The sequence below is a fragment of the Paenibacillus sp. EB106-04-04-XG159 genome (genome assembly GCF_058791835.1).
Window position 1 is genome coordinate 361,406 of the sequence record NZ_JBYTDY010000002.1, and the last position, 18,926, is coordinate 380,331.

The 18,926-nt window shown below is 50.7% G+C and carries 17 protein-coding genes; 14 read left to right on the forward strand and 3 right to left on the reverse strand.

Going from position 1 to position 18,926, the window contains the following annotated elements:
• Positions 1–176: 176 nt before the first annotated feature.
• From AC3WTP_RS03840 to AC3WTP_RS03855, 4 genes are all read left to right on the forward strand, one after another.
• Entirely contained in the window at positions 177–1,292 is a 1,116-nt protein-coding gene (locus AC3WTP_RS03840) for an aminopeptidase (protein ID WP_492393245.1), read from the forward strand.
• Between the two features lie 101 nt (positions 1,293–1,393).
• Positions 1,394–1,636, forward strand: a complete 243-nt coding sequence (locus tag AC3WTP_RS03845) for an HPr family phosphocarrier protein (protein ID WP_458570653.1) — start codon at positions 1,394–1,396, stop codon at positions 1,634–1,636.
• A gap of 145 nt (positions 1,637–1,781) precedes the next feature.
• Complete coding sequence (locus AC3WTP_RS03850; RefSeq protein WP_492393246.1) at positions 1,782–2,075, forward strand: DUF1507 family protein; 294 nt, start codon at positions 1,782–1,784, stop codon at positions 2,073–2,075.
• A 177-nt stretch (positions 2,076–2,252) separates the two neighbouring features.
• Complete coding sequence (locus AC3WTP_RS03855; RefSeq protein WP_492393247.1) at positions 2,253–2,615, forward strand: Asp23/Gls24 family envelope stress response protein; 363 nt, start codon at positions 2,253–2,255, stop codon at positions 2,613–2,615.
• A gap of 33 nt (positions 2,616–2,648) precedes the next feature.
• Here AC3WTP_RS03855 and ftsW read toward each other — a convergent pair whose 3' ends face one another.
• Together ftsW and AC3WTP_RS03865 are read right to left on the reverse strand one after the other, a co-directional pair.
• Complete coding sequence (gene ftsW, locus AC3WTP_RS03860; RefSeq protein WP_492393339.1) at positions 2,649–3,881, reverse strand: putative lipid II flippase FtsW; 1,233 nt, start codon at positions 3,879–3,881, stop codon at positions 2,649–2,651.
• Between the two features lie 33 nt (positions 3,882–3,914).
• Entirely contained in the window at positions 3,915–4,262 is a 348-nt protein-coding gene (locus tag AC3WTP_RS03865; protein ID WP_492393248.1) for a YugN family protein, read from the reverse strand.
• A 209-nt stretch (positions 4,263–4,471) separates the two neighbouring features.
• Here AC3WTP_RS03865 and AC3WTP_RS03870 point away from each other — a divergent pair, with 209 nt between their 5' ends.
• The 8 genes from AC3WTP_RS03870 (at position 4,472) to AC3WTP_RS03905 (ending at position 12,940) form a co-directional block, all read left to right on the forward strand.
• Complete coding sequence (locus AC3WTP_RS03870) at positions 4,472–5,680, forward strand: M20 metallopeptidase family protein (protein WP_492393249.1); 1,209 nt, start codon at positions 4,472–4,474, stop codon at positions 5,678–5,680.
• A gap of 81 nt (positions 5,681–5,761) precedes the next feature.
• Entirely contained in the window at positions 5,762–6,187 is a 426-nt protein-coding gene (locus AC3WTP_RS03875; protein ID WP_492393250.1) for a CBS domain-containing protein, read from the forward strand.
• Between the two features lie 180 nt (positions 6,188–6,367).
• The gene (locus AC3WTP_RS03880) at positions 6,368–8,071 is read left to right on the forward strand and encodes a DNA repair helicase XPB (protein ID WP_492393251.1); all 1,704 of its coding nucleotides are present in this window, start codon (positions 6,368–6,370) and stop codon (positions 8,069–8,071) included.
• Positions 8,037–10,139 (forward strand): helicase-associated domain-containing protein, encoded by a 2,103-nt coding sequence (locus tag AC3WTP_RS03885; protein ID WP_492393252.1) that lies wholly within the window; start codon positions 8,037–8,039, stop codon positions 10,137–10,139. The genes AC3WTP_RS03880 and AC3WTP_RS03885 overlap by 35 nt, the downstream gene beginning before the upstream one ends.
• Before the next feature lie 60 nt (positions 10,140–10,199).
• The gene (locus AC3WTP_RS03890; protein ID WP_492393340.1) at positions 10,200–10,613 is read left to right on the forward strand and encodes a YlbF/YmcA family competence regulator; all 414 of its coding nucleotides are present in this window, start codon (positions 10,200–10,202) and stop codon (positions 10,611–10,613) included.
• A 54-nt stretch (positions 10,614–10,667) separates the two neighbouring features.
• On the forward strand, positions 10,668–10,931 hold the full coding sequence (locus tag AC3WTP_RS03895) for a YlbG family protein (RefSeq protein ID WP_492393253.1): 264 nt from the start codon (positions 10,668–10,670) through the stop codon (positions 10,929–10,931).
• 191 nt (positions 10,932–11,122) lie between these two features.
• The gene (locus tag AC3WTP_RS03900; protein WP_492393254.1) at positions 11,123–12,022 is read left to right on the forward strand and encodes a selenium metabolism-associated LysR family transcriptional regulator; all 900 of its coding nucleotides are present in this window, start codon (positions 11,123–11,125) and stop codon (positions 12,020–12,022) included.
• Between the two features lie 21 nt (positions 12,023–12,043).
• Entirely contained in the window at positions 12,044–12,940 is an 897-nt protein-coding gene (locus tag AC3WTP_RS03905) for a PHP domain-containing protein (RefSeq protein ID WP_492393255.1), read from the forward strand.
• A 54-nt stretch (positions 12,941–12,994) separates the two neighbouring features.
• Here AC3WTP_RS03905 and AC3WTP_RS03910 read toward each other — a convergent pair whose 3' ends face one another.
• Positions 12,995–14,791: an Rqc2 family fibronectin-binding protein gene (locus tag AC3WTP_RS03910; protein ID WP_492393256.1), complete on the reverse strand. Its 1,797-nt coding sequence runs from the start codon at positions 14,789–14,791 to the stop codon at positions 12,995–12,997.
• A gap of 212 nt (positions 14,792–15,003) precedes the next feature.
• On the opposite strand from AC3WTP_RS03910, the gene AC3WTP_RS03915 reads away from it, so the two are divergent.
• Both AC3WTP_RS03915 and dapF read left to right on the forward strand, forming a co-directional pair.
• On the forward strand, positions 15,004–17,814 hold the full coding sequence (locus tag AC3WTP_RS03915; RefSeq protein WP_492393257.1) for a calcium-translocating P-type ATPase, SERCA-type: 2,811 nt from the start codon (positions 15,004–15,006) through the stop codon (positions 17,812–17,814).
• 251 nt (positions 17,815–18,065) lie between these two features.
• Complete coding sequence (gene dapF, locus AC3WTP_RS03920) at positions 18,066–18,902, forward strand: diaminopimelate epimerase (protein WP_492393258.1); 837 nt, start codon at positions 18,066–18,068, stop codon at positions 18,900–18,902.
• Positions 18,903–18,926 lie beyond the last annotated feature (24 nt).

An 18,926-nucleotide genomic window follows, 5' to 3' on the forward strand; every position in this document is an offset into this window, starting at 1 on the left:
TCATCGAAACAATCGTTTCAGTTCTGGATGCTGCATGCGGGTTGTTGCTCAGATATCGCTGACTTCACCTGCAGCCCGTGGTACAATAAGGGTTGTTCGGCATCATATTCCGTTTAGTCAGCGACGGCATGTCCCGTTCTGACAGCTTATTTACAGACCATAGAGGAGGAAGTTGTATGAAGGATCCAAGAATTGAACAATTGGCTCATAATCTGGTCAATTATTCTGTTAAAGTGCAGCCAGGCGAAAATGTACTGGTGGAGATGATCGGCTCAGAGCGTGAGCTGGTTCGCTGCCTTATTGATGAAATCAGCAAGGCTGGCGGTCGCCCTTATGTACAGTTAACGGATCGTTCGGTGCTCCGTTCCCTGTTGATGAATGCGACGAAGGAGCAAATGGAACAATGGAAAGAGTTCGATCTGCTTCGCATGCAGCGGATGGATGCGTACATCGGTATCCGCGCGGGCGAAAATGCTAGCGAGCTCTCAGATGTACCTTCGGATAAGATGAGATTGTATGACAGCATCTACTCTCATCCTGTACATATGGAAGAGCGTGTAAAACGCACAAAGTGGGTTGTGCTTCGTTACCCGAATTCATCCATGGCTCAATTGGCTAATACTTCTACTGAAGCGTTTGAAAACTTCTATTTCGATGTGTGCAATCTAGATTATTCGAAGATGGATCAGGCAATGGATTCGCTCAAGACGCTTATGGAGAAGACCGATCGCGTACGAATCGTAGCTCCTGGGACAGACCTCAGCTTCTCGATCAAGGGGATTAATGCGATCAAATGCGCTGGAGAACTCAACATTCCTGACGGAGAGGTCTATACGGCACCTGTTCGAGATTCGGTCAACGGTACGATTACTTACAACACTCCGACCTTGCATGGAGGCACAGCATTTGAGAATATCTCTTTCCGCTTTGAGAACGGCAAGATTGTTGAAGCGACGAGCAATGATACAGAGCGCTTGAATGAGATTCTCGATGCGGACGAGGGTGCGCGTTACATTGGAGAGTTTGCGATCGGTGTGAATCCGTATATTCTGCACCCGATGAAGGATATTCTATTTGATGAGAAGATCGCTGGCAGCATCCATTTCACACCTGGTCAAGCTTATGAGATAGCTGACAACGGCAACCGTTCATCTATTCATTGGGATCTGGTGCTCATTCAGCGCCCAGAATATGGCGGTGGAGAAATTTATTTTGACGATGTATTAATTCGTAAAGATGGATTGTTCGTCATACCGGAACTGGAATGTTTGAATCCAGAACAACTAAAGTAAGCGATTTCCAACCTAAATCTTGTTGCGTGTTTGAATAGGTTCAAGGTATGATGGTTATGAGTAAGTGTATACTTATCTAAATATTAGTTGGAGGGATTACGATGGCAGACAATGCTGCAATTGTTGAAATTTCTCAGAAAGCAAATCAATACCGTTCCTCGATTGTTCTTCAAGCGGACAACAAATACATCGATGTAAAGAGCATCTTGGGATTGTTTACAACGCTAGTTGATAATCATTCCTATGAGCTCCATGTGCATGGTGCGGATGCTGAAGAGGCAAGAGAAGGAATGGCGTCTGTATTTGAGAAGCACGGGTTGAAAGTTACGATCGTTAGCGAATAGTACATATGTACCCAAGCAGCCAGAAAGCCGATGAACGAGAATCGTTCTCGGCTTTTTTGGTGTGCGTGTCTTGTGTTCAAAGTCGTAATCGTCTAATATGATAGTAGAACAAATGTGACTTCGGGTCATAGGGGGGATATTAGGCATGACTTCGTCGAATGTGTTGCAACAATTGAATGACAAGGCGTTATTCTTGCTAGAAGAAGAAGCGCATCAGATAGAGAAACTGATCCAGGTTCAGATGGAGAACTTGGCGACACGTTATTGCCCTCTCTATGAGGAAGTGTTGGATACTCAGATGTACGGTTTCTCAAGGCAAGTAGACTTTGCCGTTAAGGCGGGGCTTGTTGATGAGAATGTGGGCAAGCAGCTAGTCAGTGTGCTGGAACGGAACTTGGCTTCGTTATATGAAGCGTTAGATAAGTCTCGTCACAAATAATACACAAGGGACTGCTCTAAAAGTCATTTGGCTTAGGGAAGTCCCTTTTTACATCATGATCAGTCACTAGGAACTGTGTATTAAGAATGTTTATGTGATTACATATGAACTTGTTCGTTTGATTTCATGTTAGTGGAACGTTACAATAATAACAAACGGATAGAGAGGAAGATGACAATGCCAGAAGAACAGCTGTTGAATGAAGATGGAACGATTCGGATATCGAACGATGTCGTTGCGACGATCGCAGGGCTAGCCGCTCTTGAGACACCAGGGGTGGCTGCAATGTCCGGAGGTTTGTCAGAGGGTTGGGCTAAACGTTTAAGCGGTAAGAACGTGCAAAAGGGTATATCGGTTGAAGTAGGTCAGGTTGAGGCTGCTATTGATTTGCGCGTCATTGTGATGTACGGTATGCCGATTCATGAAGTTTGCCGACAATTGCAGCTGAATGTACGTGAAGCTGTTCAGAATATGACAGGCTTGAACGTGGTTGAGATCAACGTTAAAGTAGAAGGCGTTGCGTTCAAGGACGAGGAATAATACGAATACGAATGCAGTATTAAGAAAAAAAGACTACATGGGCCGTAAAGGCCGGTAGTCTTTTTTGCGTTCTGACGTTGTTATCGTCTCACTTCGAATTGTCTTCGGCTGGTCTACTCGTTGGCACTCGCGAGAGATGTTGAGCAGGATGCCGATGCTTGCCATCGTGATTAACAGGGAAGTACCGCCATAGCTGATGAACGGCAGCGTGACTCCTGTTAATGGAATTGTACGGGTAACACCGCCAATATTAATAAAGGCTTGCACCGCGATATTCCCGATGACACCTACACCGATGAGAGTTCCGAAAATATCTGGGCATCGCAGTGCGATTAGCAACCCACGCCAGATGAAATAAGCATATACGAGCAAGAAAATTGTCGTTCCGATGAATCCCAGTTCTTCTGCGATAACGGCAAAGATAAAGTCATTATACGGATAAGGGAGGTAGAAGAGCTTCTGTATGCCTTGTCCGAATCCAGCTCCAGTCCATCCGCCGTGAGCAATCGCCTTTAGCGACTGTATCAAGTTGTAGCTTGCGTTCTGCTCATCTTGAAACGGATTGAGCCACGTTGTAATGCGATCGAATCGGTAACTGTCAAATGGATTATCAGGTGAAATCAATAAGCTGATGCCTAGCACAATAGCGACACCTAGCAATCCGACTAACAGGCAGTTGAAGATATGTTTCAGGTTGGCACCGCCAGCGATGACGATAATTCCGGCAGTCATCGTTAAGACCGCAGCAGAACCTAAGTCTGGCTGCAGAAGGATAAGTCCGACGACGATACCGACGATGATCATGACAGGGAACAAGCCCTTCTTGAAATCGCGGAACTTCTCGCCTTTCTTCGAGATGAGCGCTGCAAGATATAGCACGACAGAGATCTTGGCTAACTCTGCTGGCTGTAAGCTGACAGGACCGAGATTAAACCAACTGCGCGCCCCGTTTCGTTCAACCCCGATTATTAGTACTAAGATAAGTAGGATTAAAGTGACGATAAATATGGGGATAAACAATTTCTTATAGATACGATAAGGCATATTCATTGCGACCAGCATCGCAATAAAGCCCAGTATGGCAAACATTCCCTGGCGTTTGACGAAGTAAAATGCATCATGATTGTAATCAGCAGAAACGGCAGCAATACTGGAACTTGCACTGAACACCATGACTATCCCGAAGCCTACCAGCAGTAGCGTTAATACGAGCAGTTGAAAGTCTGGTTTACCTTTGATCGGCGGGGTCGGGGTATTCCGTTGCATGGATTTATAAGATGTACGTTTCAATGAATCTCCTTAATCAACCAGCGCATGCTTGAGTTCTTCAAGCTTCTTCGTTGCAGCATTTAGGATAGATTGTGGGATGGGAGATTCGTAGTCCAAGCCATGCGGGAATGATGCTCTTCCCATATACACTGCCTCTATTGCAAGAATGGAATCTGCATCCTCTAGCTTACCTTCCGTCACACGGGTGTTGATGCGGAGGTAATAGTCTTCGCCGTTCTGTTTGTCTTCAAGCTTCAAATCGTATGTAGCGCGGTAATATTCCCATTGCCAGCGAACGAAGCCAAGCGACTCGGATACTTCGTCCAAATGAGCCAGATCGGAAACGAGTCCGTTCAAGCCGGAATGTTCAATAATCATGTTCCAGTTCCTCCTATTCTAGTAACGCCAAGTCAATCTCCATTCCATGATAGTATGTTTCCTTGGTCAGCGCAAGATATTGAGCGGCTTTGTGGTAAGAAATGGAACAAATCTTTTGCGACGAAAAAGGGACAGTCCATGCGGATAAGGGATGTGCTACAATATGGTATATATTTATTTCATGTATTCATCACGGCTGAGGAGAGGACGTGAAGGTTGTCATGGTAAAATGGTGGCTTCAAGCTGAGGAATGGAAATTCGACGAGATGGTGGAGTGGCGCCGCCATCTTCATATGCATCCTGAGGTTTCCTATGAAGAGGAGCGTACTGCACAATTCATCGCGGAGAAACTAGAGCAATTCGGTATACCGGTCACTCACAATGTGGGAGGACACGGTGTAGTAGGCGTTATTCGTTCTACCCTGGGAGAAGGACCGACTGTAGCATTGCGGGCAGACTTCGATGCCCTTGCTATTCAAGATGAGAAGACGTGTGAGTATCGCTCAACGGTTCCTGGTGTGATGCATGCTTGCGGACATGATGGACATACAGCCGGCTTGCTGGGCGCTGCTCGGATGTTGATGAATAATCGAGATAAATGGCGCGGTGAGATTCGGTTACTCTTTCAACCAGCTGAGGAAATTAGTCCTGGCGGCGCGCAAGCGATGATTCGCGAACATGCTCTGGAAGGTGTTCAGGCGGTATACGGCATTCACCTGTGGACTCCAATTCAAGCGGGCACTGTAGCGACACGTCCAGGACCGATTATGGCATCAGTAGATGACTTCTTCCTTACGATATATGGCAAGGGTGGGCATGGAGGGATGCCGCACGTATGTACCGACGCAGTCGTAATCGGCTCTTCCCTCGTTCAGCAGTTCCAGACGATCGTCAGCCGCAACGTATCGCCGCTTGATTCAGCGGTTGTGTCTATTGGAACGTTGCAAGCAGGATCGGCGCAGAATGTGATCGCCGATCGCGCCATTATCAAAGGAACGGTTCGTGCGTTCCAGCCGCATGTGAGAACATTGCTGCAAGAGCGCATTGAGCAGATGATCAAGCACACCTGCGCGATGTATAATGCGGAATATGAGCTGGAATATCGAATAGGATATCCAACGCTGGTGAATGATGAACATGAGGCCGAGCGCATGATGAAAGCAGCGGCTGAAAGCTTCGGACCGCATGCTATAGAGGAATCGGAAATGATAATGCCTGCTGAGGACTTTGCCTATTATGCGGAGAAGCTGCCAGCTTGCTTTGCATTCGTAGGTGCCGGCAATGATCAGCAAGCCAAGTATCCGCATCACCATCCTATGTTTGATATTGATGAACGTGCGATGCTGCAGGCGGGGCAATTGTTGATCGCGACGGCGATGGACGCGCTCGTCCAATTGAATGTTCCCGTCAGCAAATAAATACATAAGCTCACTCCGCCCGTCGCTGCATGAAGCAGTGATGAACTGGGAACTTTAGAAATAGATTGGAGTGATGCTAATATGGCAACAGTGAAAGAGGTCATGTCTACTTCTTGTAAGACATTGACCATGCAGGACAACGTATATGAAGCCGCAGTATTGATGAAGGAACAAGATATCGGCTTTGTACCGATCGTTGATCAGAATCGTGTCATCGGCGTTGTTACGGATCGTGACATTGTCATTCGAGGCGTAGCAGAGAAGAAGCCGAATTCTGCAAGCATATCCGATGTGATGACACAGCAACTTATCTCTGTAAGTCCGGGAATGACATCTGAAGAAGCGGCAGGAGTAATGGCTGAGCATCAGGTACGTAGACTTCCCGTCATAGATAATGGACATTTAATCGGTGTCGTTTCTCTTGGAGACCTGGCTATTCGCACACCGCAGTCGCATGAAGCGGGACCGGCATTAAGCGATATTTCAGAGTCTCATTACACACACTGATGGTGTGATTGTGCGATGGCAATAAGTTCATTTCGTCGGCTTTCCTGTTGACACCGGTTGTTCCGGCAGTTCAGGATATGGATGAAATGAGCTTTTTTGCTGTAAAAATGGCTTCCGATGGTGTTCAACAGCAATAGTTTTGAATTGCTATCGGCTGCAAGAAAGAGAGGAGCTGGGATCATGTCGAAGTTTGAGCTGGTTGTCCAGCAGGATCTTAGTGTATTGGTTCATGAGCAAGGCTCGAGATATGCCGAGATTCGTATGGCGTTGCAGCGATTTGCTTCGCTCGTTAAACATCCTGCGGGTGTACATACGTTTCAGATAACGGCACTTACTTTATGGAACGCGGCAGCATACGGCCTTAAGGATACAGAGATAATCGGGATATTGGAGCGGTATGCATCATGGCCAATACCTCTTCGAGCTAAGCAGGATATATCCCTGTGGATGAACCGCTATGGACTGTTCACGCTGTCTGGCGGAGATGAAGAGCTTACACTTCGGCTGACATGTCGGGATAACGCATTATTAGAACGGATGATGAATGACACAGATACGGGCTCTTTATTCAGCGGAAGAATCGAACAGGGAATCGCAATCGTACCAGCGAAGCATCGAGGTCGTCTCAAGCGGGCGTTGGCACGGATCGGATACCCCGTAATTGATAAGGTTGGTTATCATGACGGAGATAAGCTTTCATTTTCGCTGGCAGGAGCAGAAGGAGATGGCCAAGCACTGCTGCGGAGCTACCAATCGGAAGCGGTTGAAGCGTATATCGGCGGCAAAGACAAACTGGGCGGAGACGGGGTTATTCTACTGCCATGCGGAGCTGGTAAGACGGTTGTGGGAATAGGCGCGATGGCAGCGCTGCAGAGTGAGACGCTTATATTAACGTCCAATACGACCTCTGTTCAGCAGTGGAAGCGTGAGTTGATCGCCAAGACTACGATTAAGCCTGAGCAGATCGGGGAGTATACTGCGGCGAAGAAGCAGATTCGCCCCGTGACCATTACAACCTACCAGATGATGACGTATCGGCGGACGGAGGAAGAGGAATTGTCGCATATGCGCCTATTCCACGAGCGAGACTGGGGCCTCATCATATACGATGAAGTACATCTGCTGCCCGCTCCGATCTTTCGCACGACGGCGGATCTTCAGGCGACCCGCCGCTTAGGGCTGACTGCGACGCTTGTGCGTGAAGACGGCTGCGAGCGGGATGTGTTCTCGCTTATCGGTCCTAAGCGGTTCGAGCTGCCGTGGCGTCAATTAGAGGAGCAGGGCTGGATCGCTACGGTTCTCTGCACAGAGGTCAGAGTTGCCATGTCGGAGCCGACGATGGAGCGTTATCGCCGAGCAGTGTTAAGGGAGAAGGCGCGCATTGCGGGCGAGAATGAGGACAAGATCAGCATGACTCGCCAGATTCTCGCAGCGCACCCAGACGTTCCGACACTCGTCATCGGACAATTTCTAGATCAGCTGGAGGAGCTGTCGCAAGCCTTGCATGCACCGCTGTTGACTGGCAAGACACCGCAGGACGAGCGTCAGCGGCTGTATGAACAGTTTAAGAACGGCATTGTGCCCGTATTGGTCGTATCGAAAGTAGCCAACTTTGCCGTCGACCTGCCGGATGCAACGCTGGCAATTCAGGTATCCGGGAGCTATGGCTCCAGGCAGGAGGAAGCGCAGCGGCTGGGAAGATTGCTGCGGCCCAAGGCGGATGGAAGAATCGCGCATTTCTATACGCTCGTCAGTGAAGATACGAAAGAAACAGAATACGCGATGAAGCGTCAGCTGTTTCTAATCGAGCAGGGCTATCAGTATAAGTTGATAAAGGAGTGGGAGAACGGTGAATACGGCACAGCTAATTCAAAAAGCGGTTAGCAGCAAGGAAGCGGGTGACGATCAGCTTATCTCACTTTGGACAGAATATGCGTATGATCGCAGGGCGATAAGGGCAGCTATAGAAGCATTAAGTCCGGAAAGGCGTTCCTTATTCAAGGCGTTGGCGCGACGAACAGGACCGTTGCCGTTTGATCTGAACAAGCTGGATCAATGGCATCATATCGATCTGCCGGTATCTTACATACGCGCTTTGCTCCCGCAATTGCTTAAGACAGGATTAGTCGCTGCGCTGCGTAAAACGTGGGGAGAGCGGATCTACTTCATCCCGTCTGATATCTATGAGGCTATAATTGAGCTTCAAATGGCGGAGGCTTTAGATTCGTCGACGATACAGAGAGATTCTGCGGAAATGCCTGCCTTACAGCCTCTCTCGGGCGCGGATGCAATCGAAGCGGGAGAAGGGGCTGCAGGTGCAGTATTCAGACTGGCGGTGAGAGCAGCGGAGGAAGGATTGCCGCTCACAGCCAAAGGACTGCTGCATAAGAAGACGATTCAGCGATTGGAGAGCGAGCTTAATCTTCAGGACGAAGCGTTGTCCGCACTGCACATCCAGTATCCATTTTCCGATGCGCTGTCAATTGCCATCACGCTTGCTGTAGATGCTTCTCTTCGTCTAGGGCTATTGCTCAAAGAGCCGGGTGGATATCGACTTCATCGGGCGACTCTGAAGGAATGGCTGCAGAGGCCGCTGCAAACATGGCGGCAGGCGCTGTTCTATATTGCGGCTGAGCACTACATCCCTAACCAAGTTGAGTATAAGCATATCGTTTATGCGGTGGCTTATGCGAGTGCCGGAATAGGCGATGAGGTAGAAGAGAGTCGTCCTTCTATTTGGCAGCGCATGGAGCGAGTTACAGCAGTTCTGCTTGAGCAAGGATGGCTTCAAATTTCTCCAGAGCAGCTATCCAGGGTTCATATTGCAGAAATAGCGCGTGAATGGTTATCAGCTGCCCATGAACTCGGATTGTGCGATCTCGGGACGGATGATGCCGGACAATGGTGGTATCGTTGGTTAGCTCCGCTTCATGAAGTTGTTTCTGATGCATCAGGGAGTGAGCAACTGGAGATAGATCAGCTTGAAAGCATGCAGGATGGAATATTTGTTCAGCCTGACTTTGAAGTTATCGTCCCGCCCGACAGCTCCTATCTCCTACGCTGGGAATTGGAGCTGATGGCTGAGCGCGGAGCGTCGGAGCCTATGATTACTTATCGACTGACGCGAGAAGCGTGCCATCATGCGATTGAGCTGCATCGCCCTCTTGATTGGCAGTTAGCATTTCTCGAACAGCATGCGATGTCAGGAATTCCGGATAATGTTCGGGATGCGCTTGAACGCTGGGCGTCTCAATATGGCAGGGTGCATTTTGCCGAAGTGGTATTGCTGCGCGCTGCGGATCTATCGACCAGTGAGCGTATTGCACAGGAGATCGCACAGGATAGGTTGGCTGGGGTTGTGCCGATAGGACCGCAGGATTATATCGTAGAACGCAGTCAAGTTGAGCTCCTGCGCAAACAGCTGGACCAGCTTGGCCTAACGCCTTTGAAGCGTTGGGAATCCGAAAACGGAAGCGAACTTGATGAAGAATCGGATGCATTATTCTGGATGCCGAATTCCGAAAATTCTCACAGCAACCGCACAAATGCAGAGCATAAGGGTCAATCGCTTGAAGAGGCTGGAAAAGGAATGGTTTACAGTCAAAGTGCATTGCAGTATTATGAAATGGACACGAGCATTCCAGAGGATGACGTGTTGGCGCAGTTCCGCCAACTGCCAGCTATGTGGACAACCGCTGTCCGCAGCTATCATTCCTCTACGTTAAGGGAACTGGTGGATACTGCTGTTCGCCTGCGAATTCCGCTTTATATCGAAGACGATCAGGTCGGATCGATGAATGTGCTTCCGATCAGAACTGACGATGCTGCTGCTCCCGCGGGTTGGGCAGTGACTGCGGAACGCGATTCGGATGGTGAAGTAGAGTCCATTGTGTTAAGTTCCGCATCGTGGAAAGGTGTGCGGATTATGCTGCCAGGTTGGTTGGAACGTTAGCGACTATCTAATGAGGAATTGAGCGTGATAATCGTGCTGCAAACGAACGAGCAGGCCGATATGGCCGCTCTGCTAACGACAGCTTATGAGTTGGGAGACATGGTTAAGGAATCGGCCGAGATGGCCGCTTATCTATATTGGAAAGAGCGAGTAGACGCTCAGCAAGATGTTCAGCAGTTATTGCTTGAATTTGCCCGCAAGAAGGAATTGTTTGCTGAAACGGAACGGTTTGGCCGTTTCCATCCCGACTATCATGAAGCCAGAAAGGCTGTTAAGGAGATGGAGTCAAGGTTAGAACAGTTTGAGGAAGTAAACGAATTCAAGCGTGCAGAGGAAGCATTGGACGATATGCTCTACTCCATGTCCAAGACGATTGCAAACTCGGTGTCAGAGTCTATTAAGGTGCCAAGCAATTCGCTGAAATCTTCTGGCGGATGCGGCGGCGGATGCAGCGGCAACTGCGGCAGCTGCTGATCGATCAGAGGCTGATGCTCTTTCAGTTCGATAGCTAAGAAAGAGAGGGGAAGCATGTTACCAGAACGGACAGGTTTTATCATATGGGTTAGTGACGTCAAAGCCGCTCGCAATCTCGAGAAGTATGGATCACTCCACTACATTTCGCGGCGAATGCAGTATGCCGTATTGTATGTGAATGCGGACAAAGCGGAGGAGACGATGAAAAATGTAAAGCGTCTCAGCTACGTCAAGAAGATTGAACGCTCCTACCGCAATGAGCTTAAGACGGAATACAGCGGACAATTTGAAGAGAAGACACGATTCTACGGCATGTAAGCTGTAGGAGGATCGTGTCTCCAACGCGTAATGTGCATCAACCGCTCGCTTGCCGATATCGGCAGCGGGCGGTTTTTTGTGTATTGCGCGGCACAGCGGATACACTTTAGATTCAGCAGGTGAATCAACGCAAGGCTTGGGATATAGATGTGATATAATGGACGCAAATATAACGAAGGGCAGGTGGGTGAATGGGAGTCAATTTTCATCAGCTGCATATTTTTTATACGGTCGCTGCCAAGGGCAGTTTTTCTGCCGCAGCGCAAGCGCTGCATATGACACAGCCTGCGGTAACGATGCAGGTTCAATCGTTGGAGGAATACTTCGGCACGAAGCTGTTTCACCGATCAACGAAGAAGCTCCAGCTGTCCGATGCGGGCAGAACGTTGCTCCCATTTGCCCAGCGCAGCCTTGACTTGGTCCGAGAGACCGAGCTGGCCATGACTCATTACACGAATGAGCTGCAAGGCAGGCTTCAGCTCGGCGCCAGTCTGACGATCGGCGAGTATGTGCTGCCGCAGGTGCTCGGTTCATTCGGCTTGAAGCATCCGAAGATGGCGCTGCGCATGCAGGTTATGAATACGCGGCAGATCGTTGAAGGGATACGAGCGCACCAATTGGATTTAGGATTGATCGAAGCCCCTATATCGGACGCTGATATCGAAGTGGAGTCTGTGATGGAGGACGAGTTAATGCTGATCGTCCCGGCCAACCATCGCTTGGCGGGTTCTGAGGTCGTAACGATGTCCGATCTGCTGGAATGTTCTTTTGTCCTGCGCGAGCAAGGCTCTGGAACGCGGCTCGTCATGGAAGAGACGCTGCGGCAGCACGGGGTCGACCCATCGCAGATACGTGTGGTCATGGAGCTGGGCAGCAGCGGCGCAGTCAAGTCCGCTGTTGAAGCCGGCATTGGTGTGACGATGCTCTCGCCGTCAGCTGTACGGCATGAGCGTGCCCTGAAGCTTGTGGACGCGCTGCGTGTAGAAGGTGTTTCCTTCACGCGCCAGTTCTACGCCGTGCAGCTTCGCGACAGCATGCTGGCATGGCCGGCAGCCGCCTTTCTTAGCCATGTGAAAGGGCAACAGACCTAGAATCGAGAAGGAGAGACGAAAATGATCGAACAACCATACAGCAATATAGGATATCCGCTCGAAGTCGGCGGTGCGGATATGCATTCCCATACGACAGCCTCAGACGGCATGGAACGTCCTAGCCGCAATGTTCAGTTAGCTAAGCTGGCAGGGATTGAAGCCGTCGCGATAACAGATCATGATACGGTAGCGGGAATTGCGGAAGCGAAGCGGGAGGCTGACGTGCAGGGAATCCAGCTTATACCCGGTGTCGAAGTGAGTACGGTGCTTGAAGGCGTGGATATTCATGTGCTCGGCTACTACATCGATGATCAGGATGAGCAGTTCTTGAAGCGGCTTGCGAGTCTGCGTGAGACGAGGGATCGCCGCAACGAGATGATGTGCGCCAAGCTCACGGAACTGGGCATTCCTCTAACCATGGAGGAAGTCGTATCGGAGCTGGGGCGACCGTTGGCGGACGGTGAGACGGTCGGTCGCCCGCACATTGCGGACGCGCTCGTTAAACGAGGTGTAGTCCGCAACATGAAGGAAGCGTTCGACCGCTATCTGGGCGCCACCGGAGCGGCATATGTGAATCCGCCGCGCATACGTCCGCAGGATGCGGCGCAATGGATTCGCGAAGCGGGAGGAGCAGTTGTGCTTGCGCATCCTGGGCTGTACGGCAGCGATGAGCTTGTAGAGCGAATCGTAGCGGATATTAAGCCCGATGGGATCGAGGTGTGGCATTCCGATCATGGTGAGGAGGATGTCAAACGGTATGAGCGGATGGCTGAGCGCAGCGGGTGCTTGAAGACCGCTGGCTCCGACTTTCACGGCGCCCGACAAGGCGAAGTGTTTCACGGTCAATTAGGCTCAAGACGAATCGGAATGGATACCGTACATCAGCTAAAGCTTATCGCAGACCGTTTGAAGGCATAATAGCAAAGGCTGCCGGTACAGAAGAGTAACCTTCCTGTATCGGCAGCCTTTCGTTTATCCGCCCTGCTTCATCTGGAACGGCAGTGAATTGATGAGGTCCGCATTCGGCGTAATGAAGAGCGTCTTCTGACGCTCGTAGATGACGAAGCCCGGCTTCGAGCCGTTCGGCTTGCGCACATGACGGATCAAGGTGTAATCCACCGGCACTTGGCTGGAATGCTTGGCTTGGCTGAAATAAGACGCGAGCTGCGCCGCTTCATCCAGCGTCTGCTCCCCGAACTGTTCGGCGCGTATGACGACGTGCGAACCGGGAATATCCTTCGTGTGAAGCCAAGTATCGTTCGGCTTCGCGAGCCGATTTGTGACGTACTCGTTTTGCAAGTTGTTTTTACCAACATACATAGGTATTCCTTCGGAAGAGGTATAGCAGTATACAGTCGGGCGAGAATCCTTCTTCTTGCGCTTCTGTTTGCGATCCCGATTGCGCAATATGCCCTGTTCTACAAGCTCTTCGCGTATTTCCTGTGCGTCCAGTATATTGGCGTCTGACAGCTGCTGCATAAGAACTTCGTAGTAGTCATTTTCCGAACGCGCTTCAGCCATCTGCTCCTCGACAACCTTCATGCTGTTCTTAAGCTTATTGTACTTCTTGAAATACCGCTGCGCGTTATCAGACGGCATCAGGAGCGGGTCAAGCTCGATCCGGATCATCGCGCCGTTCTCATCATAGAAGTTAGGAAGCTCTACACTTCTGTCCCCCTTATGCACCATGTGCAGCGATGCGAATAACAGCTCGCCCATGATCCGATACTGATCAGCGTCATGCGCTTCCTGCAGCGTATCTTGCAGCTTCGCGAGCTTCTTCTCGTTCTTGGCATGCTCTTGCTGAAGGAAACGAGCCAGATCTCCCACGCGCTGCTTCACCATATCCCGCTCCGCTTTATCGCCGAAGAAGGCCTCCATACACTCGCTCATCGTTGAATAGGTGTGGACGTTCCCCTCTACGAAAGTGATCGGCAGCGCGGAGAAATATACTTTTCCCGCCTCGTCTTCCACCATTGTAGGCGAATACTGCTGCTTGCGGCAGGGCTCCACGATTGACTGGAAAGCAGTCCATCCGCGCTGCACCGCATTGCCTTCTTCCGATTGAGCTCGATGCAGCCATTCATCAGCTAGTCGCGGGCTGAAGCCGGACATGTGCTGGACAAGCCATGAAACGGGTTTAGCCGGCACGCGGTCAGCATCCACATCCAGTGCGCCATGTTCCAACGTGTTAGACTCAGCGGCAATGGCTTCATTCCACAACGCGGAGAAACGATCTCGCGTCACGTCCAGCGGATTATCCTTATGCTGCTCGGGCGGGGCGGTATACGCGAAGCCCGGCATCACGATTCGATAGCTGCTGATCGCGGGCGTGATATGGTGAATACCGTCAACGATGGTGTCCGTCGCAGGATCGATCAGCACGATGTTGCTGTGTCTGCCTGTCAGCTCGATCGTGATTCGCTTAACAGCTTCATCTCCCAGCTCGTCTCTCTGCCGCACATCGATATGCAGGACGCGTTCCATGCCTGTTTGCACCACGCGTTCTATGAAGCCTCCCTCACAATGCTTGCGCATCAGCATGCAGAACATAGGGGGCTCAGGCGGATTCACATACGTCTGCTCCGTAAAATGCACCCGTGGGTAGGTCGGATTAGCAGATAGGATCAGCTTTAAATTTTTGCCGGTTGATCTAATATGCAGAATAATATCATGTTCAGTAGGTTGATGAATTTTATGAATGCGGCCGCTGACGATCTGTTGCAGCTCATGAACGATCGCGCGGGTTACGATTCCGTCTAATGCCATAGCTTGATTCTCCTATTCCCTTACACTGTTTTCTCTATGATGCCATACTTTTGCGCAAAACTTAAGCACAGGTTTAGTTGAGTGGGATATTTCGAGACTCGTCCGAATAGATTTAGCGTAGAGGCTGTCCGCACGCGTGCGTTAATAAACAGGAGCAGTTGTTGTGAAATGAATGCGTACGGGCGCACAATGGAGGGAAAGGGGAACGGACCATGGAACAAAACAAGTGGCACCAATTAGCGGCAAGCGATCTGCTGTCCGCGCTTGAGGTCCACAGCGACGAAGGAATCAACGACGAGCAAGCTTTAAATCGCCGTGAGCGTTTCGGAGCTAATGAGCTGTCAGAAGGGAAGCAAATCTCTCCCTTGGCGTTGTTTCTAAACCAGTTTAAAGATTTTATGGTGCTAGTGCTGGCGGGTGCAACACTCGTGTCCGGAATGCTCGGAGAATATTTGGATGCGGTGACGATCATCGCCATTATTATTTTGAACGGGGTGCTGGGCTTTGTTCAAGAGTTTCGCGCCGAACGCTCACTGCGAGCGTTGAAGCAGCTGTCAGCGCCTAACGCCAAGGTGCTTCGCGCAGGTCAAGTAAAGCATATTCCTGCGAAGGAGCTTGTGCCAGGCGATATTATACTGATGGAGAGCGGGGATCGTGTACCTGCAGACGTGCGCTGGCTGGAGACGAATAGCTGCTATGTGGAGGAGTCCGCTCTGACTGGTGAATCCGTACCGGTTAACAAGCATCATCAAACGATTGAGAGAGAAGATATTCCGCTTGGCGATATGAAAAATATCGGCTTTATGGGAACGATGATGTCTCGAGGCACTGCGAAAGGGGTCGTCATCCGAACAGGCATGGATACGGAAATGGGCAAGATTGCGCATTTGATCCAGCATACCGAATCAATCGAGACGCCGCTGCAGCATCGATTGGAGCAGCTAGGCAAAATATTAATCATCGTCGCCCTCGTCCTTACTGTTATGGTAGTCGTAGCCGGCATATTGCATGGACAGCCTGCGCTCGGGATGTTTCTCGCGGGCGTCAGCTTGGCGGTTGCCGCTATTCCAGAGGGCTTGCCGGCGATCGTAACGATCGCTCTAGCGCTCGGTGTGCAGCGCATGATCAAGCGCAAAGCGATTGTGCGCAAGCTGCCATCGGTCGAAACACTTGGATGCGCATCGGTCATCTGTTCGGACAAGACGGGAACGCTGACCCAGAATAAAATGACCGTTACGCGTCTCTGGCTCGGTGGACGAACGCTGGAAGTGAGCGGAGAAGGCTATGAGCCGACAGGTCAAGTAATGGAAGGCGGCAAGCCGATCGATCTGAAGAATGACCAAGCGATGCGCCGTTTGCTGCAGGTTAGTGCGCTGTGCAACAATGCAGTGCTGGAGACGATCGACGCAGAGCAGCTTCGTTCGTCCCGCAATGCGAAGGCGGCAAAGAAGAAGGAGCAAGCTTCCGATAATGGCATGTGGGACATCAAGGGTGACCCGACCGAGGGCGCGCTGCTCGTTATGGCGGCGAAGCTTGGCGCTACTCCAGTATCTTTGGGCTCGACCTATCGGAGAGAACAGGAGCTCCCGTTTGATTCAGATCGCAAGCGAATGTCGGTAGTCGTGTCGCATCAAGGCGGGCGCAACGTATATACGAAGGGCGCGTTCGATGTGCTGATGGAACGCTGCGCCTATGTGCTGTGGGATGGCAAGGTTGTCCCGTTCACGGCTACGCTGAAGCAGCGGGTGTTGAATGCGAACGAGCAGATGGCGAAGATGGCGCTGCGCGTGCTTGGGATGGCTTATCGCGAGCTGAAAGCGAATGAGCATGCGGATGATGAGGACGGCGTGGAGTCGCAGCTCGTCTTCGTCGGGCTTACGGGCATGATTGACCCGCCGCGCCGTGAGGTTCGCGAAGCGATCCAGCAGTGCCGCCGCGCGGGCATTAAGACGGTCATGATCACAGGCGACCATCAGTTGACCGCGGAAGCGATCGCGAACCAGCTCAGCATACTGCCGAAGAATGGGATGACGATCAATGGAACGCAGCTTGCGCAAATGGACGATGACGCGTTGGATAAGGTCGTCGACAATGTCTATGTGTATGCCCGCGTATCGCCTGAGCATAAGCTGCGGATCGTGAAGTCGCTTCAGCGAAAAGGTCATGTTGTCGCGATGACAGGCGACGGCGTCAATGACGCTCCTGCGATTAAAGCGGCTGACATCGGCATCTCGATGGGAATTAACGGGACTGACGTTTCCAAAGAGGCATCTTCACTTATATTGAGCGATGACAATTTCTCAACGATCGTATCTGCGATTGAAGAGGGGCGCGCGATATACGAGAATATTCGCAAGTTCATCCGCTATCTGCTCGCATCCAATGTGGGCGAGATTCTCGTTATGTTCTTTGCGATGATGGCGGGCCTGCCGCTGCCGCTCGTACCGATTCAGATCCTATGGGTCAATCTGGTGACCGACGGTCTGCCTGCCATGGCTCTCGGCGTTGATCAGCCGGAGAAGGATCTGATGGAGCATCGTCCGCGCGCCGCGAAGGAGAATATATTTGCCCGCCGTCTAGGCTGGAAGATCGTCAGCCGCGGCTTCCTGATCGGGTTGTGCACGCTGGGTGCGTTCTGGATCACGCTTAACGTTAATCCGGGCGACGCCAATTCGCTCGTCCATGCGCAGTCTGTAGCGTTCACGACACTCGTTATGGCACAGCTTATCCATGTATTTGACTGCCGCAGCTCGCGCTCGATCTTTCATCGCAACATCCTGCAGAACAAGTATTTAGTGCTCGCTGTATTATCTTCTCTCGTTCTGCTGCTGGCTGTCTTATATGTTGAGCCGCTGCAGCCGATCTTCAAGACCGTGCCGCTCGATCTGCGCGATTGGTGCGTCACGCTTGTCATGGCGGGCATCCCTACCTTCTTGATGGGAATCGGCTCCGTCCTGTCGGGCAAGAAGAACAACCGCGACCGCATAAAGACGATTCGACCAGTAACTCGCCGCGCGGCATAAGCTCGGAGTATCATTTAGCTGAGAAAGAACCTTCAATACCGCTATTTGCGGCTTGAGGGTTCTTTTGCGTTGTAGGACACTAAAGTGTATTTTAGTGCAAATAAAACTTCAGTTAATCAATACCATACCGCTGTTATTTAAGCTATTCTTTGGTCAAGGCAACTATATAGCTATGCAGAAAAAGACAAACATCTGCTGGCTATTAAGGTCGTCCTGAAGATGGGGGATCAAGTTGAAGGGGTGTGGCTGAAATGCACTTTATGAAGATGAATGGATTGGGAAATGACTTTGTGATTGTGTTCGGTGAACAGGAGCTCCCGGCTAACGCGTCGGAGCTTGCTGTTGCGACGTGCAACCGCTACTTTGGAATAGGTGCGGATGGTTTAGTCTATATATTGCCGTCAGAGCGGGCTGACTATATGATGCGAATTATGAACTCGGATGGTTCGGAAGCGGAACAGTGCGGCAATGCGATTCGCTGCGTCGCGAAGTATGTAGCTGATCAGGGATACACGAACGGTGACGAGTTGACGATTGAAACGATAGGCGCAGGGGTTCAGCGCGTTCATTTGAATAAACGGGACGGTCAAGTAGAGACCGTACGAGTAGACATGGGAGAGCCGATTCTTAACGGGCTAAGCGTGCCAACGACAATTGATGCATCACAGGTCGTCGATCAACCGATTGAGGTCGAGGGGCGTTTGTTTCATTTTACAGCAGTATCGATGGGTAATCCGCATTGTGTCATATATGTTGATGATGCAGCAACGTTTGATATTGGACGATGGGGACCAAAGCTTGAGAAGCATCCGATGTTCCCTCATAAAATTAATGTAGAGTTCGTGACTGTCAAGTCGCAGGACTATGCGGATATGAGAGTGTGGGAACGAGGTGCGGGACCTACGCTGGCTTGCGGTACTGGTGCATGCGCAACGTTAGTGTCGAGTGTGTTAAACGGCAAAACAGGTCGGGGCGCGACAATTTCACTGGCTGGTGGAGACTTGTTTATTGAGTGGAATGAACAAGACAATCATGTGTATATGACGGGTCCTGCTGAATTTGTCTATCAAGGGAAGTGGATTAAATAAAATATGTGAATATTTATCCAAATT